Source organism: Geomonas diazotrophica, from assembly GCF_018919385.1.
Lineage (GTDB): Bacteria > Desulfobacterota > Desulfuromonadia > Geobacterales > Geobacteraceae > Geomonas > Geomonas diazotrophica.
Window position 1 is genome coordinate 1 of sequence record NZ_JAHLMF010000017.1, and the last position, 18439, is coordinate 18439.

The following is an 18439-nucleotide window of genomic DNA, read 5'->3' on the forward strand; positions in this document are numbered from 1 at the left end:
TTACAATCGCAAGAGGCTTCACTCTGCCATCGGCTACTGCTCCCCCGAAGAGTTCGAGCACCAGGAGTTGAAGATGGCAGCATAAGGGTTTCTAACGTGTCCTCTATTGCGAAGATAGGCCAAAGCGGTTGCTGAGCGGCCTCCCGCCCCCTTGACGGGCCTGCGCGCCGTAGCGATTCGTTTCGCGAAGGGGGGAGGGGGGACCAAGCCAATCCGGGCCTTTCCGAAAAAAAACCCTCTCCCTCGGTGAGAGGGGAGGGTGAGGGCGGTGCATGAAGCGTGTTTAGCTAGCCGGGAAAGAGGTGGCCGATAGCCTGCGGGCAAAACGTGAAACGTGGAACCTAGAACCTAGAACCTAGAACCTAGAACGTAGAACGTAGAACGGTTTCTATTTCTTGTGGCACTCGAAGCAGATCTCTTCGGTCTCGCGACGCTTGATCTGGGCGGCCTTGTCCTTGGGGATCCCCTTGCCCATCAGCTTCTCGCCCATCTTGTGGCAGTCGAAACAGTTCCTCCCCTTCAGCTCCTTGTGCATCTTTACCATCGCGGGGTTCTTGCTGTGACAGACGTTGCACTCAAAGCCGTAGGCGGCGGGGGCGACAAGCAGCAACAGGACCAAAAGCGTTTTCTTCATGTGGGCACTCCTTCCACGATATCGGGTTATCTACCAAGTCCAACGCGGCCAACATAAACCGCCACCGGTCAAGGCGCCTTGACCTAAGTCAAGGAACGCGTTGCGCCCTTATCTGAGAAAACACTTTTCATAGCCCCGGCAGTATGGTAATTTTCCGTGCTTTGCATTTATCGGTAACACTCGGATCATTTACAAATCGAGAAAAGACTATGGCTAAGATCATCTGTGTGGCGAATCAAAAGGGTGGTGTGGGCAAGACCACGACGGCGGTGAACCTTTCGGCCTCGCTGGCCGTTGCCGAACGCCGCGTGCTCCTCGTGGACATGGATCCCCAGGGGAACGCCGGGAGCGGCGTGGGTGCCGACAAGGACCTCCTCGAGGAGAGCATCTACGACGCCCTCATCGACGACGCTCCCGCGGCGCGCATCGTGCTGAAGACCGAACTCCCCTATCTGCACCTGCTGCCGGCCACCTCCGATCTCGCCGGCGCCGAACTGGAACTGGTGAGCGTGACCGACCGCGAGAGGAAGCTCAAGAAGATCCTCGCCTCGCTGGCCGACTCCTACGACTACATCTTCATCGACTGCCCTCCCTCGCTGAACCTCCTCACCATCAACGCGATGACCGCGGCGCACTCGGTGCTGATCCCGCTGCAGTGCGAGTTCTACGCCATGGAAGGGCTTTCGCAGATACTGAAGACCATCAACCTGATCCAGCAGGGGCTGAACAAGTCGCTCTCCATCGAGGGGATCCTGCTCACCATGTTCGACGCCAGGAACAACCTTTCGCGCCAGGTCGGCGAGGAGATGCGCGCCCACTTCCCCAAGGAGACCCTGCAGACGGTGATCCCGAGGAACGTCAGGCTCTCCGAGGCACCGTCGCACGGCAAGCCGATCTGCCTGTACGACATCACCTCCAGGGGGGCGACAAGCTACATGGATCTGGCCAAGGAAATCATCGCGCGCGAGGTGTCGCATGGTTAAGAAAATGGGACTGGGCAAAGGGATGGGGGCGCTGCTTCCGGTCGTGGAGGATCACGGCAAGAAATACTTCTCCTGCCCCATCGAAGACATAAAGCCCAACAAGGAACAGCCCAGAAAGACCTTCGTCAACGAGAAGCTCGAGGAGCTGGCGGCGTCAATCCGCGAAAAGGGGATCATCCAGCCCCTGGTTGTGGTCAAGAAGGCCGGGCACTACGAGCTGATCGCCGGCGAGCGGCGCTGGCGCGCCGCCCAGAAGGCGGGCCTCAGGGAAGTCCCGGTGGTGATCCAGGACGTCTCCGAGGAGACCGCCCTGGAGATGGCGCTCATCGAGAACATCCAACGCGAGGACCTGAACGCGGTCGAGGAGGCCGAGGCCTACCACGCCCTCTTGGAGCGCTTCTCCCTCTCGCAGGAGGAGCTGGCCAAGAGGGTGGGCAAGGAGCGCTCCACCATCGCCAACGCGCTGCGCCTTTTGCGTCTTCCCGCCGAGATCAAGCGCGACGTGGCCGAGGACCGCATCACCATGGGGCACGCCCGTGCGCTTCTGACCCTCGAGGACGTCGAGGAACAGAAGGCGGTGCGCGACGAGATCGTCAAGGGGCACCTCTCGGTGCGCGAGACCGAGGCGCTGGTGAAGCGCAGGAAGGCGGGGCCGCCGAAAAAGGCCGCCAAGCCGTCCCTCGACCCGGACCAGAAGGACCTCGTGGAGCGCATGCAGCGCCACTTCGCCGCCAAGGTCGCCCTGAAGCGCGCCGGGCGCGGCGGCAAGTTGGAGATCAGCTTCGCAGACATGAAGGAGCTGACCCGCATCGTGGAGCTTTTGAACCTGTAAGAAGCGGCACATTTGCCGCAACGGAGGGCGGAGCGCCCTCTTTTCCAGACGCACTGTAGGGGCAAATAATTATTTGCCCGGCCGCAGGTGCCCCGGCCCCATCACTGGCAAAAGCAGCACCGGCGCGATTGGGGGGGGCGAATGATTATTCGCCCCTACAGAAACCCTCCCTTTTCCTCAACGCCTGAAACGTCGTTCCAAATGTCATACACGATCCTGTCTACAAAACCCGCGCTAACTCTCGGTTCGCGCCCTTGAGACAGTCCCGCGGCACCCCGACTGGCACAGCTTCGGGGCCGCAAAATAGCGATGTTGCGCACGGTCCAAGTGTATACAATTCTTCGCACAAACGGATAAATCGCTTGACACAAAAAGCATTTATGTGATAGCAATCACCTGTTTTGCGCGGAGCCATGCACAGTCTGAAGGCGTATACGCCTTTAAAAATGTTCGAATAGAGGTGGTTTGGTGATCAATTTAGACATCGCATTTGTATTCCAGCTGGTGAACTTCCTGGTGCTGGTACTGCTCCTGAACGTCTTCCTCTACAAGCCGATCAGGAAACAGCTCGCCGACCGCGCCGCCCAGATCAACGGGGCGAAGCAGAAGAGCGCCGAAGTCGACAGGGAAGTGCAGGAGAAGCTGGCCAGCTACGAGGCACGCATGCGCGAGATTCGCGCCGGTGCTGCCGACGAGCGTGGTGCCCTGAAGAAGGAGGCCCAGCAGCAGGAGGCCGCCATCCTCGACAAGGCGCGTGCCGAAGCTACCGAGTCCCTTTCCGCCATCAAGGCAAAGGTGGCCCAGGAGGCCGAGGAAGCACGCCGTCTGCTCACCTCCAGCGCCGAGACCCTGTCCGCCGAAATCTGTGAAAAAGTTCTGGGGAGGAGTCTCTAGCATGCATAAGAACAAGAAGCTGATAGTTTCCCTGCTTACGGTCGGCGCGATCATCGCCCTGGCTTCCCTCGGTTTTGCCGAGGAGGCCGCCGAGCACGCGGGCGCCGCTCACGAAGGCGGGCACCAGGCTGCACAGATGAAGGACTTCATGTGGCGTTGCATCGACTTCGCCGCCCTGGTCGCCATCGCCGTCTGGGCCCTCAAGAAGGCCGACGTGAAGGGGACCCTGGCCGCACGCCGCGACGGGATCGAGAAGACCCTGAAGGAAGCGGTCGCCGCCAAGGAAGCCGCCGAGAAGAAGTTCGCCGAGTACTCCCAGCGCCTGGACCAGGCCAACCAGGAGATCGAGGTGATTTCCGCCAACATGAAGCGCGAGGGTGAGCTCGAGAAGGAGCGCATCATCGCCGAGGCCAAAGAGGCTGCTGCCCGCATCAAGGTTCAGGCCGAGGCCGCAGCGGCCCAGGAAGTCCTCAAGGCTAAAGACGAGCTCCGCGCCGAGGCTGCACGCCTCGCGGTCGAGCTGGCCGAGCAGAAGATCAAGCAGAACATTGCAAAAGGCGACCAGGACAAGCTGGTGGGCGACTATATCTCCAAGGTGGTGACTCTACATTGAGTACTAACGCTATTGCCAAACGTTACGCCAAGGCACTCGTGCAGATTGGCTCGGAAGCCGGGAGCGTGGAAGGGTTCAACGGCGAACTGTCCCGCTTCAGCACTGTCCTGACCGACAGCCGCGAGCTTTCGGCGGTCTTCGCCAACCCTGCCTATGGCATCGAAGAGAAGAAAGAGATCCTGAAGGACCTGGTGGCGAAGCTCTCCATCTCCCCGATGATCTCCAACCTGATGATGCTCCTCCTCGAGCGCGGCCGCCTTTCGGTGCTGCCGCAGATCGCGGAGAACTACGGCATCTTCGCCGACGAGCTCTCCGGCGTGATCAGGCCGACGCTCTCCTCCGGGCTGCCGCTGGACGCGGCCCAGGTCGAGGAGATCAAGGCGGCCCTGGCCAAGTCGACCGGCAAAAAGGTTGAACTCAAGGTTGTGGTTGATCCGTCGCTCATCGGCGGTGTGGTAACGCAGATCGGCGACAAGGTATTCGACGGCTCGGTAAGGACTCAGTTAGCTAACATTCAGGATATATTACAGAAGGGGTGAGACGGTTCTATGGAAATCAAAGCGGAAGAAATCAGCGAGATTATCAGGAAGCAGATCAAGGAGTACGGCAAGGAAGTGGCGGTAGCCGAAACCGGCACCATCATCTCCATCGGTGACGGTATTGCCCGTATCCACGGTCTTGACAAGGCGATGGCAGGCGAGCTCCTCGAGTTCCCGCACGGCATCACCGGCATGGTTCTCAACCTTGAGGAAGACAACGTCGGTGCCGCGATCCTCGGCGAGTTCTCCGAGATCAAGGAAGGCGACGCCGTCAAGCGTACCGGCAGGATCGTCGAGGTCCCGGTAGGCCAGGCTCTGGTCGGCCGCGTGGTCGACGCGATCGGTAACCCGATCGACGGCCTCGGCCCGATCAACACCTCCACCTTCGGCAAGGTTGAAGTGAAGGCCCCCGGTATCGTCAAGCGTAAGTCGGTGCATCAGCCGATGCAGACCGGCCTCAAGGCGATCGACTCCATGGTTCCGATCGGGCGCGGCCAGCGCGAGCTGATCATCGGCGACCGCCAGACCGGCAAGACCGCCGTCGCGATCGACACCATCATCAACCAGAAGGGCGGCGACGTCGTCTGCATCTACGTCGCGATCGGCCAGAAGCGTTCCACGGTCGCCCAGGTTGTTGCGAAGCTGAAAGAGCACGGCGCCATGGATTACACCATCGTCGTCGCCGCTACCGCTTCCGAGCCGGCACCGCTGCAGTTCATCGCACCGTACACCGGCGTCACCATGGGCGAGTTCTTCCGCGACGCGGGCAAGCACGCGCTGATCATCTACGATGACCTCTCCAAGCAGGCCGTCGCATACCGTCAGCTTTCCCTGCTGCTTCGCCGTCCGCCGGGGCGTGAAGCTTACCCGGGCGACGTCTTCTACCTCCACAGCCGTCTGCTCGAGCGTGCCTGCAAGGTGTCCGACGAGTGCGGCGCCGGCTCCCTGACCGCTCTGCCGGTCATCGAGACCCAGGCAGGTGACGTTTCCGCCTACATCCCGACCAACGTCATCTCCATCACCGACGGCCAGATCTACCTGGAGAGCGACCTGTTCTACTCCGGCGTACGCCCGGCCATCAACGTCGGCCTCTCCGTTTCCCGCGTCGGCGGCTCGGCTCAGGTTAAGGCGATGAAGCAGGTTGCCGGTACCCTCCGTCTGGCTCTCGCTCAGTACCGCGAGATGGCAGCGTTCGCCCAGTTCGGTTCCGACCTGGACAAGGCTACCCAGATGCAGCTCGCCCGCGGCGCACGCCTGGTCGAGATCCTGAAGCAGCCGCAGTACCGTCCGATCCCGAACGAGAAGCAGGTCCTGATCATCTTCGCCGCCAACAACGGCTTCGTCGATGACTACCCGATCGGCTCCCTGGGCCGTTACGAGCAGGAACTCTACGCTTTCTTCGACTCCAGGAAGGCCACCCTCCTTGGTGAACTCCGCGACAAGAAGGCGATCGACGACACCATGAAGGGCGAGATCATCGCCGGTCTGGAAGAGTTCAAGAAGGAATTTACTGCCTAAACCAAGGACGGACTTAGCGAATGGCAAACCTTAAGAGCATCAAGAAACGGATCGTATCCGTAAAAAATACCCGGCAGATCACCAAGGCCATGAAGATGGTCTCTGCCGCCAAGCTGCGTCGCGCCCAGGAGAACGTGGTCGCTGCGCGCCCCTACGCGGGGAAGCTCGCGGAGGTGCTTGAGCGGCTTGCCAAGACCCAGGAGTCGGATGCCAATCCGCTCATGGTGAAGCGCGACGGCGGTCGCGCCCTCCTGGTGGTGGTGACCTCGGACCGTGGCCTGTGCGGCGGTTTCAACGCCAACCTCTCCAAGGCAGCCGACCGCTTCCTCAAGGAGCGCAAGGGCGACTTCTCGGAAATGACCCTGATGACCATCGGCCGCAAGGGTTACGAGTTCCTGAGGAACCGTCACACGGTGCGCAAACATCACGGCAACATCTTCTCCACCCTCTCCTACCAGACCGCGGCCCTGGTCGCCGCCGAACTGATCGAGGGATACCTGGCGGAAGAGTACGACGAAGTCTTCATCATCTACAACGCCTTCAAGAGCGTCATGACCCAGGACATCACCCTGGAGCAGCTCCTGCCCATCGCACCGAAGGCCGGTGACGAGGACGAAGTCGGGACCGAGTACATCTACGAGCCGTCCAAGGGCGCGCTGTTGGACGAGCTCCTTCCCAAGCACATCGAGGTCCAGGTCTTCAAGGCCCTCCTCGAGTCGGTCGCCTCCGAGCACGGCGCCAGGATGACGGCGATGGATGCGGCTTCCAAGAACGCCACAGAGATGATCGCCAAGCTGACCCTGATCTACAACAGGGCACGCCAGGCTGCCATCACGACGGAGCTGATGGAAATCATCTCCGGCGCTGAATCGATCAAGGGTTAACACTTATAAAAATATGTGGCCCTCTCGGCCGCAAAAGGAAGAGGTTTAAACATGAGTCAGAACTTCGGAAAAATATCGCAGGTTATCGGCGCAGTTATCGACGTCGAATTCGAGCCGGGCAAGCTCCCCCCGATCTACCAGGCTCTCAGGGTAACCAACCCCGCGATCGACGACCAGGAGTTCAACCTGGTTCTGGAAGTCGCACAGCACCTGGGCGAGAACGCCGTCAGGACCATCGCAATGGACGGTACCGACGGTCTGGTTCGTGGCCAGCAGGTCATGGACACCGGCAAGCAGATCTCCGTGCCGGTCGGCCGCAAGACCCTGGGCCGCATCCTCAACGTCATCGGCGAGCCGGTTGACGAGATGGGTCCGGTAGGCAACGAGAAAGAGTACGGCATCCACCGTGAGGCTCCGCTCTTCGTGAACCAGTCGACCAAGGTCGAGGCGTTCACCACCGGCATCAAGGTCGTTGACCTCCTCGCTCCTTACGCAAGGGGCGGCAAGATCGGCCTCTTCGGCGGCGCAGGCGTCGGCAAGACCGTTCTCATCATGGAGCTCATCAACAACATCGCCAAGCAGCACGGCGGCTTCTCGGTATTCGCCGGCGTCGGCGAGCGTACCCGTGAAGGGAACGACCTCTGGATGGAAATGAAAGAGTCCGGCGTTCTCGACAAGGCCGCTCTCGTGTACGGCCAGATGAACGAGCCTCCGGGGGCGCGTGCCCGCGTTGCTCTCTCCGCGCTCTCCATCGCAGAGTACTTCCGTGACGAGGAAGGCCAGGACGTGCTCCTCTTCGTTGACAACATCTTCCGCTTCACCCAGGCGGGTTCCGAGGTTTCGGCGCTTCTCGGCCGTATCCCTTCCGCCGTTGGTTACCAGCCGACCCTGGCAACCGAGATGGGCGAGCTGCAGGAGCGCATCACCTCGACCAACAAGGGTTCCATCACCTCGGTCCAGGCGATCTACGTACCGGCCGACGACTTGACCGACCCGGCTCCGGCAACCGCCTTCGCCCACCTGGACGCGACCACCGTTCTTTCCCGTCAGATCGCCGAGCTCGGCATCTACCCGGCAGTGGACCCGCTCGACTCCACCTCCAGGATCCTCGATCCGCAGGTAATCGGTGACGAGCACTACGCCATCGCGCGCCAGGTTCAGTACGTGCTCCAGAAATACAAGGATCTCCAGGACATCATCGCGATCCTCGGTATGGACGAGCTTTCCGAAGAGGACAAGCTGGTCGTTGCCCGCGCCCGTAAGATCCAGAAGTTCCTCTCCCAGCCGTTCCACGTGGCAGAGGCCTTCACCGGCTCCCCGGGCAAGTACGTCGAACTGAAGGACACCATCAAGGGCTTCAGCGAGATCATCGCCGGCAAGCACGACGACCTCCCGGAGCAGGCCTTCTACATGGTCGGCACCATCGAGGAAGCTATCGAGAAAGCCCAGAAGCTCGCGGTGTAATTAATCTGGTAACGGCAAACGGTTGAGGGCCGCGGGTTTTCCCGCGGTCCGCGCCCTTGCCCCAAGAGGTTTATATGGCTGAAAAACTGAAGGTTGAACTGGTAACCCCGTACAAGAAGGTCCTCTCCGAAGAGGTCGACGAGATCACCGCGACCGGTGCCCTCGGCGAGTTCGGCGTCCTTCCGGGCCACGCCCCCTTCCTCACGTCGCTGAAGATCGGCGAGCTGGCCTACAAGAAGGACGGCGTGCTGCATCACATGGCGCTGAACTGGGGCTACTTCGAAGTGGAGAACGACCAGGTCACCGTGCTGGTCGAGACCGCGGAGAGGGCCGACGAGATCGACCTCGAGCGCGCCAAGGCCGCCCTCGGGCGTGCCGAGACCGAGCTCAAGTCGCTCACCCCGGAAGACAAGAACTTCCGCATCTACCAGGCCGCGCTGGAGCGCGCCCTGATCAGGGTGCAGGTGGCGGGCAAGGCCGGCGGGCGCTAAGCGTCGGACACACAACACAAATGAGAAGAGCGGCTAGTCCGCTCTTTTTTTTTGCCCGGAGTGCGTGTAAGCTTGGTGCCTTGAGGCAGGCCGAACCCGCCCCTCCCAGCCTCCCCCCAGCGTCTCCACCCCCTGAGCTGGAGGGACAGGAAAGGGATTGTCACAGCCAAGGACGCGAACCGAGGGACCATGCACCAAAGAGACTACGATCTGTTGCACCAACCGATCCCCGGGCTGATCCGCAAGATCGCCCTCCCCACCAGCGTAGGGTACTTCTTCAACACCATGTTCAACGTGGTGGACACCTTCTACGGCGGCAGGATCTCCACCGACGCACTGGCGGCGCTCTCCCTCTCCTTTCCGGTCTTCTTCCTGATCATAGCCATCGGCGCGGGGATATCGACGGGCGCCACCGCCCTCATCGGCCACGCCCTCGGCTCGGGAGACCGTGACGGCGCGCGGCACCTCGCCGGCCAGACCCTCTCCTTCGGGCTCGCGCACGGGGTGCTTTTGACCCTGCTGGGGCTTGCCTGTGCTCCGTTCCTGTTCGGCCTCCTCGGCGCCACGGGTGCCGTGCTCGAACTCGCCCTGCAGTACATGGTGTGCATCTTCGCCGGGAGTGTCTTCTTCCTGGTCAACTACGTGCTGAACGCCATCCTGAACGCGACCGGCGACAGCCGCAGTTTTCGCAACTACCTGGTGCTCGGCTTCTTCCTGAACCTGGCCTTCGACCCCTGGTTCATGTACGGGGGGATGGGGCTGCCCGCCATGGGACTGCCGGGGATCGCCTGGGCCACCGTGCTGGTGCAGGCTATCGGCAACTGCTACATGCTTTTGCGGGTGAAGCAGTCGGGGATGCTCAGGCATTTCCGCTTCGCCGAACTGCTCCCGGACCGCCACGCCTACTTCCAACTCGCCAAGCAGGGGTTTCCCTCGAGCCTCAACATGATGACGGTCGCCATCGGCATCTTCGTCATAACCAGGTTCGTGGCCCGCTTCGGGAGCGACGCGGTCGCCGCCTATGGTATCGGCACCAGGATCGAGCAGATCGCCCTGCTGCCGGTCATGGGAATGAACGTGGCCACCCTCGCGCTGGTGGCGCAGAACAGCGGGGCGCGGCAGCTGGAGCGGGTGGTCCAGACCATCCGCTGCGCGTTGAGAGCCGGCATCATCCTGATGAGCTTCGGGACCGCGGCCGTCTTCCTCGCCGCGCGGCCGCTCATGTCCCTCTTCACCAAGGACCCCAGGGTCGTCGGGATCGGCGTGCAGTACCTGCGTATCGAGGCCTTCGTCTTCATCGCCTACGTCATCCTCTACACCAGCGTGTCGGTGCTGCAGGGGCTGAAACGTCCGGCAATCCCGCTGGTGGTCGGCCTGGTCCGGCAGATCGTGTTGCCGATCCCCGTCTTCTACCTCCTGGCGGACCTCCTGGGGTGGGGGCTCACCGGCATCTGGTGCGGCATTCTGCTGGTCACCTGGGGCGCCGCCTGCGTCATACTCCTCTACGTCTTGCGCCTTGCTGCCACGCTGGATGGCCCCGTACGGTTGGCGCCAGAGACCGGGGAGGAAGGTGGGTGAGCGCGGGGACGGGGGCTCGGGCTATTTCCCCTTCGGGTGGGGGTACGCTGACGAGCTCGCCATAGTGCGCTAGAATTTCCTGTCGATTCTAAACTTGCGGTGCGTCGCAGACGCGCCCTGCAATGGGTGATCGCCATGGATCTCGAGCATCTGTGCAGTGGGATAAAGGAAAGGGTCGCTCTGGAGCTCAGGGAGAGCACGGATGCCGCGACCAGGCAGGAACTGCTGATCGCTGCCCTCAGCGACGTGGAGCGCGTGGTCTTCCCGGCCTTGGGGCAGGCCCGGGGGACCAAGGGATACCGCCGTCTCCAGGATGCCGTCCTCGACCTCGTGAGTTCCGTCGCCATCCCCCTCATAAAGGAAGGGGATCGGCGCGGAGGCACAGCGCTGGTCGACCTCGCCGACGCCTGTCCCGACCCGCTGATCGGGAGGAAACTCTCCGGATACGCCCTGGAGCTTTCCGTGCGGCAAACGAACGGGCAACGGGGGGGAGCTTCGCCCGCGAGAACAGCCGCGGGGCTCGCCGGGCTGCTGGCGGTAGCGGGTCTGATGTTTTACCTGCTGTGCCCCTATGCCGCGCAGCAACAGACCCAACTGGCGCCGGCGCAGCAGCTGGTGGAAGAGGGGGAGGGGAGGGGAGAGGCGCAGGCCCGGGAAGCGGGGCCCGCGACGGCAGAAAAGGCGTGGGATGGGGACGCCGGGGGGGAGGAGCAGCTTCCCCAGCGCCAGGAACGAGTCCCCGCGAACGTCACGGCTACTGCAAACGGCGATAACGTGACCAAGGTGCGCGTGGTCGACAACCAGGTGCTGGTGCCGGTTACGGTAAGGCACGGTGGCCAGGCGGTGCGGCTGGAGCTGGTTCTCGACACCGGCGCCACCAGGACCGCGCTGCACGAAAGTGTTGCCGGCAGGCTGCCGATCGATTTACGCTCTGCGGGAAACGCGCAGGCCGAGCTGGCCGACGGCCGGGTGATCCGCTCCAAGATCGTGCGGATCGACTCGCTGGTGGTCGGTCCCCACGCCCATCCTTCCATGGAGGTCGAGCTGATCTCCTACGGTGGCGGCGCCGGGATTCACGATGGGCTGCTCGGGATGGATTTCCTGCGCCGGCACCGCTACCAGCTCGATATGGAACATGAATTGATCCGCTGGTTCTGACGGACCGCGGTTGGAGGGGAAGTGAGCAGTAAGAGAAGTTTCGGTAGAGGCGCAGCGCTTCGCCGCGTAGGCCTCGGGGCGGGGTGCTGACGGCATGACGGGCAATCTCAAATCGGTGTATCTGAAGCTGGTGCTGACCACGTTTTTCTGGGGCGGCACCTTCGTCGCAGCGCGTCTTGCGGTTAAAGAGGCGCCTCCTTTCTTCGCGGCCACCTGCCGCTTCGCGGTAGCCGCATCCTGCCTGATCGCACTCACCGCCTGGTATGCCGGCAAGGAGGGGAAACCGTTCCCAGTACCGAAACGGCTGCGGGATTTCGGACTTCTGTTCAGCCTGGGGGTCACCGGCATCTTCTGCTACAACGCGGTCTTTTTCACCGGCCTCAAGCTGACCACGGCTACCAGCGGTGCGCTCATCGTCGCCATCAACCCCCTCATCACCGCGGTACTCTCGGCGCTCTGGCTCAGGGAGCGGGTCACCCCGACGCAAGTTGCGGGGCTCTTGGTCTCGCTCCTTGGCGTTTCCGTGGTCATCTCGAAAGGATCGTGGGCCGTCCTCGCCGGTTTCGCCTTCAACAGGGGAGACCTCATCATGCTGGGCGCACCGCTTTGCTGGGCGCTCTATTCCATCCTGGGCAAGAAGGCCCTGGCGACCTTCACGCCGCTGACCGCCACCGCTTACGCCGCGCTCTTCGGCGCGATGCTCCTCTTCCCGGCCGCGCTTTTGGAGCATGCGGCATCGGGCGCCCCCTGGCCCTCGTTCAGCTGGGTAGGGTGGCTCGCCATCCTGCAACTGGCCCTCTTGGGGACCGTGGTGGGGTTCGTCTGGTGGTACCAGGGGGTGGGGAGGATCGGCGCCGCGCGGGCGGCGGTGTTCGTGAACCTGGTCCCCTTCTTCGGGGCGCTGCAGGCGGCGCTTCTCTTGGGGGAGCGGGTGGTGCTGCCGCAGCTTAGCGGAGGGTTGCTGGTGGTAGCCGGGGTCTACTGGGGGAGCCGTGGCAACGCCAAGGCGCGGGGGGGACAGGCGGTTTCTGAACCGGTAGGCGGCGCGCCGGGCGCCGTGCATCCGGAGCGGGGCGAGGCGGGCATATGAAAAGGGCGCTGCGCACCGTGAAACTGATCTGGTACGCGCTCCTGCCATCGGGTGGGGGTGTCCCCCGCCCGCTGGAGCCGGGTGGGGTGCGCCGTTGCGATCCGGCGGACATCAGGGGGGGGATGGGGCTTTACCTGGACGCCTCGGGGGAGTTGCGGCTCTTCGTCCCGTCGTGCCGGGGGCTCGCGGCCCCCTTCGTGCTGTTCCGGCTCAAGAGGGAGGGGTTCTCGCGCTGCAGCGTCAGGATCACGGAGGGGGGACTCCTGATCCAGGCGCGGCGCTGAGGCTCAGCCGATCTTCCCGATCTCGAAACCAATCTGGTCCAGCGGGAGCACCACGTCGGCCACCTTGCCGTCGATGCAGGCCCGCGGCATGCCGTAGATGGTGGAGGTCGCTTCGTTTTGCACCAGAGTCAGCCCCCCCTTTTCCTTCAGATGCTTCATCCCCTTGAACCCGTCGTTCCCCATACCGGTCAGGATCACGCCGAGCATGGCGCCGTTGCTGGCGTCGGCCAGCGAGGTGATCATCTGGTCCACGGAAGGGATGTAGATGTACTGGGGGAATTCGCTGGTGGGCGAGGTCTTCACCACGATGTTGCTCCCCTGCTTGACCAGGCTGGTGTGCATCCCCCCCGGGGCGATCAGCACCTGCCCCCCCTTGACGATGTCGCCGTCGACCGCCTCCCTGATGGAGAGCGAGCACTTGGCGTTGAGCCGCTCCGCGTAGGGGCCGGTGAAGGCCTTGGGCATGTGAATGGCGACCACGATGCCGTGCGGGAAGTTGACCGGGATGCGCGAGATGACCTCCTGGAGCGCGACGGGGCCGCCGGTGGAGGCGCCGATGCCGACGTAGCCGATCCGGCGGTGGGCGAACTGGGAGGGACGCACCTGGACCGGCGGCGCGACGCGCGGCACGATCCCGATGCCGGCGCGCCTGGGGATGGCCGAAACGGCGGCCTCTTGGACCTTCTCGAGGAGCGCCTTCTGGAACATGGCCTGGGCGTCCTTGCAGTCGCTGACGTTCTTGGGGACGTAGTCGATGGCCCCCGCGTCGAGCGCCTCGAAGGTGGCCCGCGCCCCCTCGCAGGTGAGGGTCGAGACCATCAGCACCCGCGTGGGCTGCTTGGCCATGATCTGCTTCAGCGCGGCGATGCCGTCCATGCGCGGCATCTCCACGTCCATGGTGATCAGGTCCGGCTTGAGGGCCAGGGCCTTTTCCACCCCCTCCATGCCGTCGGCCGCGATACCGACGATCTCCACGCCGGGTGCCTTGGAGAGGATGCCGCGGATCGCCATCCTCATGAAGGAGGAATCGTCGACGATCAGTACCTTCAGCTTGCTCGACGTTGCGGGGATCATGGCGTTTCTTTGGCTCCTATGCCTTGGAAGATCGATTTGACCATGTCCTGGATCTCGGGGACGCGGTCGTCCAGTTCGTAGCAGAAGCGCTCCACGTCAAGGTCGGCGAGGTTGGGCGCATAGGACCTCAGGATGGCCCAGGCCTTCTCCTCGGCGAGGTTGAAGGTGACCCAGGAGCTCCCGCCGTAGTCGAGCTGACGCACGGAGCAGAACAGGTCGGCCAGGTTGACGATGGCGCAGAGCGTCGGGTCGAGTACCGCCTGCTCGGGGTCGTGGTGCAGCCCGATCACCTCGCAGTAGTCGGCCGGGAAGTTCCACTTGCGGGCGATGCAGAGGCCGATCTCGCTGTGCGAGGTGCCGAGGTACTCGGCCTCCTTTTCCACCAGCCGGAAGGGCTGCCCCTTCACCGAGTCGAGCAGGGCGCGGAAGGTCTCCTGGCGGTAGTAGGAGAGGAAAACCTCGCCGATGTCGTGCACGATCCCCACCAGGTAGGCCTTTTCCGTGTCCGGGTAGCGCACCCGCTGCGCGATGATCTTGGAGACCACGCCGACGCCGAAGGAGTGCTCCCAGAACGTCCTGACGTCGAAGATGCCGTCCCGCCCCTCGAAGACGTCGACGAAGGAGCAGGTGAAGGCGAGCTCGCGGATATGACGGAAGCCCAGGTAGATCAAGGCCCTTTTCACGGACTTTATTTCGTTGGCCGGCTTGTACAGCGGCGAGTTGACCATCTTGATGACCCGGGCCGCCAGGACCTGGTCTGCCAGGATCATGTCGGCGACCTCGTCGAGCTCGACACCGGGACGGTCCAGGAGCTCTATCACCCGGGTGGCCACGTGCGGGATGGTGGGGAGGTCAACGAAGCTCTCGACCATCTCCTGGGCAGTCTGCATCATGGCTGCTTTATCCATTGCTTCATCCTCACTTGTTGTAGGTGAACCCGCCGGGGAAGTGTACGGTCTTGAATTTGTCGTTCACCCCGTGCAGCGACTCGGACTGCCCCACGAAGAAGTAGCCATACGGCTGCAGGTTGTTGTAGAAGTGCTGCACCACCTTGCTCTTCGAGGAGGTGTCGAAGTAGATGAGCACGTTGGCACAGAAGATGAGATCGAAGCTCTTCATGAAGAGCATCTTGTTGTCGTCGTAGAGGTTGAGCTGGCTGAAGGTGGCCAGTTTCTTCACATCGGGGGAGAGCACGAACCGGCCCGGCGCTTCCTCCTTGAAGTACTTCTTCAGGTAGTAATCGGGGGTGTTGCGCACCGAGTAGCTGTTGTAGACCCCTTCCCGGGCCTGGGCCAGCACCGTCTCGTTGATGTCCGTCCCGACGATCTCGATGATCCAGTCCTTGAGCAGGGTGGCGCGCTTCTCGAGGAGGATCATGGCCATGGTGTAGGCCTCCTCTCCCGAGGAGGAACCGGCGCTCCAGATGCGCAGCTTCTTGAAGCCGATCTTCCCCTTGGTCCCGATGATCTCCGGCAGGAACTTGTTTTCCAGCGCGTTCAGCTGGGGCATGTTCCTGAAGAAGCAGGTCTCGTTGGTGGTGATCTCGTCCAGGAGCTTGGTCAGTTCCGTCCTGCCGGTGGCCGGGCTGCGCACGAACTGGTAGTAGTCCGCGTGGGTCTTGCAGCCGGTTCCCTCCATCCTGCGCGCCAGTCTGCTTTCCAGGAAGTACTTCTTGCTGCTGTGGAAGTAGATGCCGCAGACGTTGTATATGTAGTCCCGAAGCTGTTCGAAATCCTTGTCGGAAATCTTCGGGGCGTTTTTAGCGTCAAATGGTTTCATGTCAAATGCCATTATCGTCCCCTCAGGCTGCTCCGCCGACCAGTCCGATCGGATCCACGATTAATGCCACCCTGCCGTCTCCCATGATGGTCGAACCGCCGATCCCCGGGAGGTTGGACAGGAACTTGCCCAGCGACTTGATGGCAACCTCCTGTTGCCCCAACAGCCTGGTCACGATCAGGCCGATCCTCTTTTCCGCGACCCCGACGATGACGACGTAGCAGGTGTCCCGGTCGGTGTAGACCTCGTGGCAGCCGAAGGTCCGCTGCAGCCTCAAGAGAGGGAGCACCGAGTCCCTCAGCTTCAGCACCTCCTGCCCCCCGATCATGTGGAACTCCTTCTTGCTGACGCGCATGGTCTCGATGACCGAGGCGAGCGGGATCGAGTAGACCTCCTTCTCGACCTCGACCAGCAGGGACTGGATGATGGCCAGGGTGAGCGGGAGTTTCAGGATGAACTCGCTGCCGTGCCCCAACTCGTTCTTGATCTCGATGATGCCGTTGAGTTTCCTGATGTTGGTGCGTACCACGTCCATGCCGACGCCGCGCCCGGAGAGGTCGGTGGTCTGCTCCTTGGTGGAGAAGCCGGGGAGGAAGATCAGGTCGAGGATCTCGCGGGTCCCCATGGCGGCGACCTGGTCGTCGGTGACCAGCCCCTTGTCCAGCGCCTTCCTGGCGATCCTGTCCGGGTCGATGCCACGGCCGTCGTCCTTGATGCTGATCACGATCTGGTTCCCCTCGTGGGCCGCGGAAAGGACCACGGTGCCGGTGCGGTCCTTGCCGGCGGCAAGGCGCTGCTCCGGGGTCTCCAGGCCGTGGTCCAGGGCGTTCCTGATCAGGTGGATCAAGGGATCCCCGATCTCGTCAACCACCGAGCGGTCCAGTTCGGTCTCCTCGCCGTAGATGACCAGGTCGACTTCCTTGCCCAGGTCGCGCGCCAGGTTCCTGACGATGCGCGGGAACTTCTTGAACACCTTCTCCACGGGGAGCATGCGCATCTTGAGGACCTGCATCTGCAGTTCCGAGGTGACGAAGTTGAGCCGCTTGGAGAGCTTGCCGAAGTCGTCGCCGAACTCGGCGGGGTTCAGGCCGGTCTGGTAGTCGCTGTGCAGCTGGATCATGCGGTTTCGCTCCAGCACCAGCTCCCCCACCTGGTTCATCAGGTCGTCCAGGCGCTTAACGTCCACCCTGACCGTCGAGTTGTCCGCGAGGTCCTCGCCCCCTTTGGCAGGGGCCTTCTGCGGCTCCTTGACCGGCTGGGGCTTGGGCTGCGGCGACGGTGCCACCTGCTTGGGGGCGGATTCGGCCTTGGGCTCCGCCTTCGCGGGCTGCGGCTCGGCCGGTGCAGCCTCGCCGGCCTGCTGGGACGCAGCGGGCTCGGTCGGCGCGGCCGGGGGTGCCGCCTCCTTCTCCTCCTTGGGGGCGAAGACGGGGGCGAGCACGGTCGCTTCCACGGCGTTCTCGGAGAGGTAGGGGATCAGTTTGGCTATGGTCCCCTCCAGGTCCCTCTCGATGATGTCGCCCCCCTTGATATCGGCCACCAGGGTCTTCACGAGGTCGACCGCCTCAAGGATCACGTCCATGATCTCCGGGGTGAGCGTCAGTTCCACCTTCCTCAGGCGGTTCAGGACGTCCTCGGTCTTGTGCGTGACCTTGACGAGCATGTCGAAGCCCAGGAAGCTCGAGGCCCCCTTAACCGTGTGGATGGACCGGAAGATCCGGTTCATGAGGTCGGCGTCTTCCGGGCTCTTTTCCAGGGAGATCAGGTCGTCGTCAAGTTTTTCCAGGAGCTCGGTGGTCTCGGCTAGAAAGCCGTCCAGTAGTTCCTGATCTTCGCAGTCTATGGCCATTTTGTGCTCCGGAAAGGGGGACCGTTTCCCCCTGTTGGTGCCTTACGCTACGTTGCTGAACAGCCTTCTTTCGTCGGCGGAGAACATCTTCTCCAGGTCGAGCAGGACCAGGAGCCGCTCGGCCTGGTTGATGACGCCGGCCATGCATTCCTGCTCGATGCCGCTGGAGACCACCGGGGGAGGAGGCTGGATCTCCTTCTCGGAGATGCGGATCACCTCGGAAACCTCGTCGACGATGAACCCCATCAGTTCGCCCACCACCTCCATCACCATGATGCGGGTGCGCTTGTCGTACTCGGTGTCCATCAGGTCGAACTTCTTGCGCAGGTTGATGATGGGGATGACCTTGCCGCGCAGGTTGATCACCCCCTCCACGTAATGGGGGGTGTTGGGGACCCGGGTGATGTTGAGCATCCGAATGATCTCGCGCACCATCAGGACGTTGATGCCGTACTCTTCCTTCTCCAGGTTGAAGCTCACCAGCTGGATCAGCTCCCCCCCGTACTCTTCGCTCTTTACCTTGGTGAGTGCGGTCTCCATGGACCCTCCCTCTGCGGTGAAATCAGGCGGGGCGCGGGGCGCCCGCCCTATTGTCCCCTAATCGGCGGGGCGGGACAAAGGTTGAATATTTTTTTCCTCTAAGGCAATTTGGGGGCCAACTCCGTGAAGCTACGGCCAGGGCGGCTTGAGGGGGTTCATCCCGCTCCGGGCAAAAAATTGACATGGTTGATATTCAACCGAAGTCATTTAATTGACATTGCCGAAATAACTCGCT

General features: G+C 62.6%; 19 protein-coding genes. 13 read left to right on the forward strand and 6 right to left on the reverse strand.

What is annotated here, in order from left to right; all coding sequences use genetic code 11:
* Positions 1-388: 388 nt before the first annotated feature.
* The gene (locus KOM00_RS17235; protein WP_216500159.1) at positions 389-634 is read right to left on the reverse strand and encodes a cytochrome c3 family protein; all 246 of its coding nucleotides are present in this window, start codon (positions 632-634) and stop codon (positions 389-391) included.
* Positions 635-843: 209 nt separating this feature from the next.
* On the opposite strand from KOM00_RS17235, the gene KOM00_RS17240 reads away from it, so the two are divergent.
* From KOM00_RS17240 to KOM00_RS17300, 13 genes are all read left to right on the forward strand, one after another.
* A complete protein-coding gene (locus KOM00_RS17240; RefSeq protein WP_216500160.1) occupies positions 844-1617 on the forward strand; it encodes a ParA family protein in 774 nt (257 codons plus the stop codon).
* Positions 1610-2449, forward strand: a complete 840-nt coding sequence (locus tag KOM00_RS17245) for a ParB/RepB/Spo0J family partition protein (protein WP_216500161.1) — start codon at positions 1610-1612, stop codon at positions 2447-2449. Before KOM00_RS17240 ends, KOM00_RS17245 begins: the two co-directional genes overlap by 8 nt.
* Positions 2450-2917: 468 nt before the next feature.
* Positions 2918-3343 (forward strand): F0F1 ATP synthase subunit B family protein, encoded by a 426-nt coding sequence (locus KOM00_RS17250; protein ID WP_216500162.1) that lies wholly within the window; start codon positions 2918-2920, stop codon positions 3341-3343.
* Position 3344: 1 nt separating this feature from the next.
* Positions 3345-3956, forward strand: a complete 612-nt coding sequence (locus KOM00_RS17255) for a F0F1 ATP synthase subunit B family protein (RefSeq protein ID WP_216500163.1) — start codon at positions 3345-3347, stop codon at positions 3954-3956.
* On the forward strand, positions 3953-4495 hold the full coding sequence (gene atpH / locus KOM00_RS17260; RefSeq protein ID WP_216500164.1) for an ATP synthase F1 subunit delta: 543 nt from the start codon (positions 3953-3955) through the stop codon (positions 4493-4495). The genes KOM00_RS17255 and atpH overlap by 4 nt, the downstream gene beginning before the upstream one ends.
* A gap of 9 nt (positions 4496-4504) precedes the next feature.
* A complete protein-coding gene (atpA, locus tag KOM00_RS17265; RefSeq protein ID WP_216500165.1) occupies positions 4505-6013 on the forward strand; it encodes a F0F1 ATP synthase subunit alpha in 1509 nt (502 codons plus the stop codon).
* Between the two features lie 20 nt (positions 6014-6033).
* Complete coding sequence (gene atpG / locus KOM00_RS17270; protein ID WP_216500166.1) at positions 6034-6897, forward strand: ATP synthase F1 subunit gamma; 864 nt, start codon at positions 6034-6036, stop codon at positions 6895-6897.
* A gap of 51 nt (positions 6898-6948) precedes the next feature.
* Complete coding sequence (gene atpD, locus KOM00_RS17275; protein WP_216500167.1) at positions 6949-8361, forward strand: F0F1 ATP synthase subunit beta; 1413 nt, start codon at positions 6949-6951, stop codon at positions 8359-8361.
* A gap of 74 nt (positions 8362-8435) precedes the next feature.
* Entirely contained in the window at positions 8436-8852 is a 417-nt protein-coding gene (locus KOM00_RS17280; RefSeq protein WP_216500168.1) for a F0F1 ATP synthase subunit epsilon, read from the forward strand.
* A 189-nt stretch (positions 8853-9041) separates the two neighbouring features.
* Positions 9042-10430 carry an MATE family efflux transporter gene (locus tag KOM00_RS17285; RefSeq protein WP_216500169.1) on the forward strand — a complete coding sequence of 463 codons (1389 nt, stop codon included), beginning with the start codon at positions 9042-9044 and terminating at the stop codon, positions 10428-10430.
* Positions 10431-10565: 135 nt separating this feature from the next.
* Complete coding sequence (locus KOM00_RS17290) at positions 10566-11588, forward strand: retropepsin-like aspartic protease family protein (RefSeq protein WP_216500170.1); 1023 nt, start codon at positions 10566-10568, stop codon at positions 11586-11588.
* Between the two features lie 94 nt (positions 11589-11682).
* Entirely contained in the window at positions 11683-12678 is a 996-nt protein-coding gene (locus tag KOM00_RS17295; RefSeq protein WP_216500171.1) for a DMT family transporter, read from the forward strand.
* A complete protein-coding gene (locus KOM00_RS17300; protein ID WP_216500172.1) occupies positions 12675-12962 on the forward strand; it encodes a hypothetical protein in 288 nt (95 codons plus the stop codon). The genes KOM00_RS17295 and KOM00_RS17300 overlap by 4 nt, the downstream gene beginning before the upstream one ends.
* A 3-nt stretch (positions 12963-12965) precedes the next feature.
* Here KOM00_RS17300 and KOM00_RS17305 read toward each other — a convergent pair whose 3' ends face one another.
* From KOM00_RS17305 to KOM00_RS17325, 5 genes are read right to left on the reverse strand one after another with little or no spacing between them, the layout of a single operon-like run.
* Positions 12966-14036, reverse strand: a complete 1071-nt coding sequence (locus KOM00_RS17305; RefSeq protein ID WP_216500173.1) for a protein-glutamate methylesterase/protein-glutamine glutaminase — start codon at positions 14034-14036, stop codon at positions 12966-12968.
* Complete coding sequence (locus KOM00_RS17310) at positions 14033-14944, reverse strand: HDOD domain-containing protein (protein WP_216500174.1); 912 nt, start codon at positions 14942-14944, stop codon at positions 14033-14035. Before KOM00_RS17310 ends, KOM00_RS17305 begins: the two co-directional genes overlap by 4 nt.
* 10 nt (positions 14945-14954) lie before the next feature.
* Positions 14955-15827: a CheR family methyltransferase gene (locus KOM00_RS17315; RefSeq protein ID WP_216500175.1), complete on the reverse strand. Its 873-nt coding sequence runs from the start codon at positions 15825-15827 to the stop codon at positions 14955-14957.
* Between the two features lie 10 nt (positions 15828-15837).
* A complete protein-coding gene (locus KOM00_RS17320; protein ID WP_216500176.1) occupies positions 15838-17664 on the reverse strand; it encodes a chemotaxis protein CheA in 1827 nt (608 codons plus the stop codon).
* 42 nt (positions 17665-17706) lie between these two features.
* Positions 17707-18204: a chemotaxis protein CheW gene (locus KOM00_RS17325; protein WP_216500177.1), complete on the reverse strand. Its 498-nt coding sequence runs from the start codon at positions 18202-18204 to the stop codon at positions 17707-17709.
* Positions 18205-18439 lie beyond the last annotated feature (235 nt).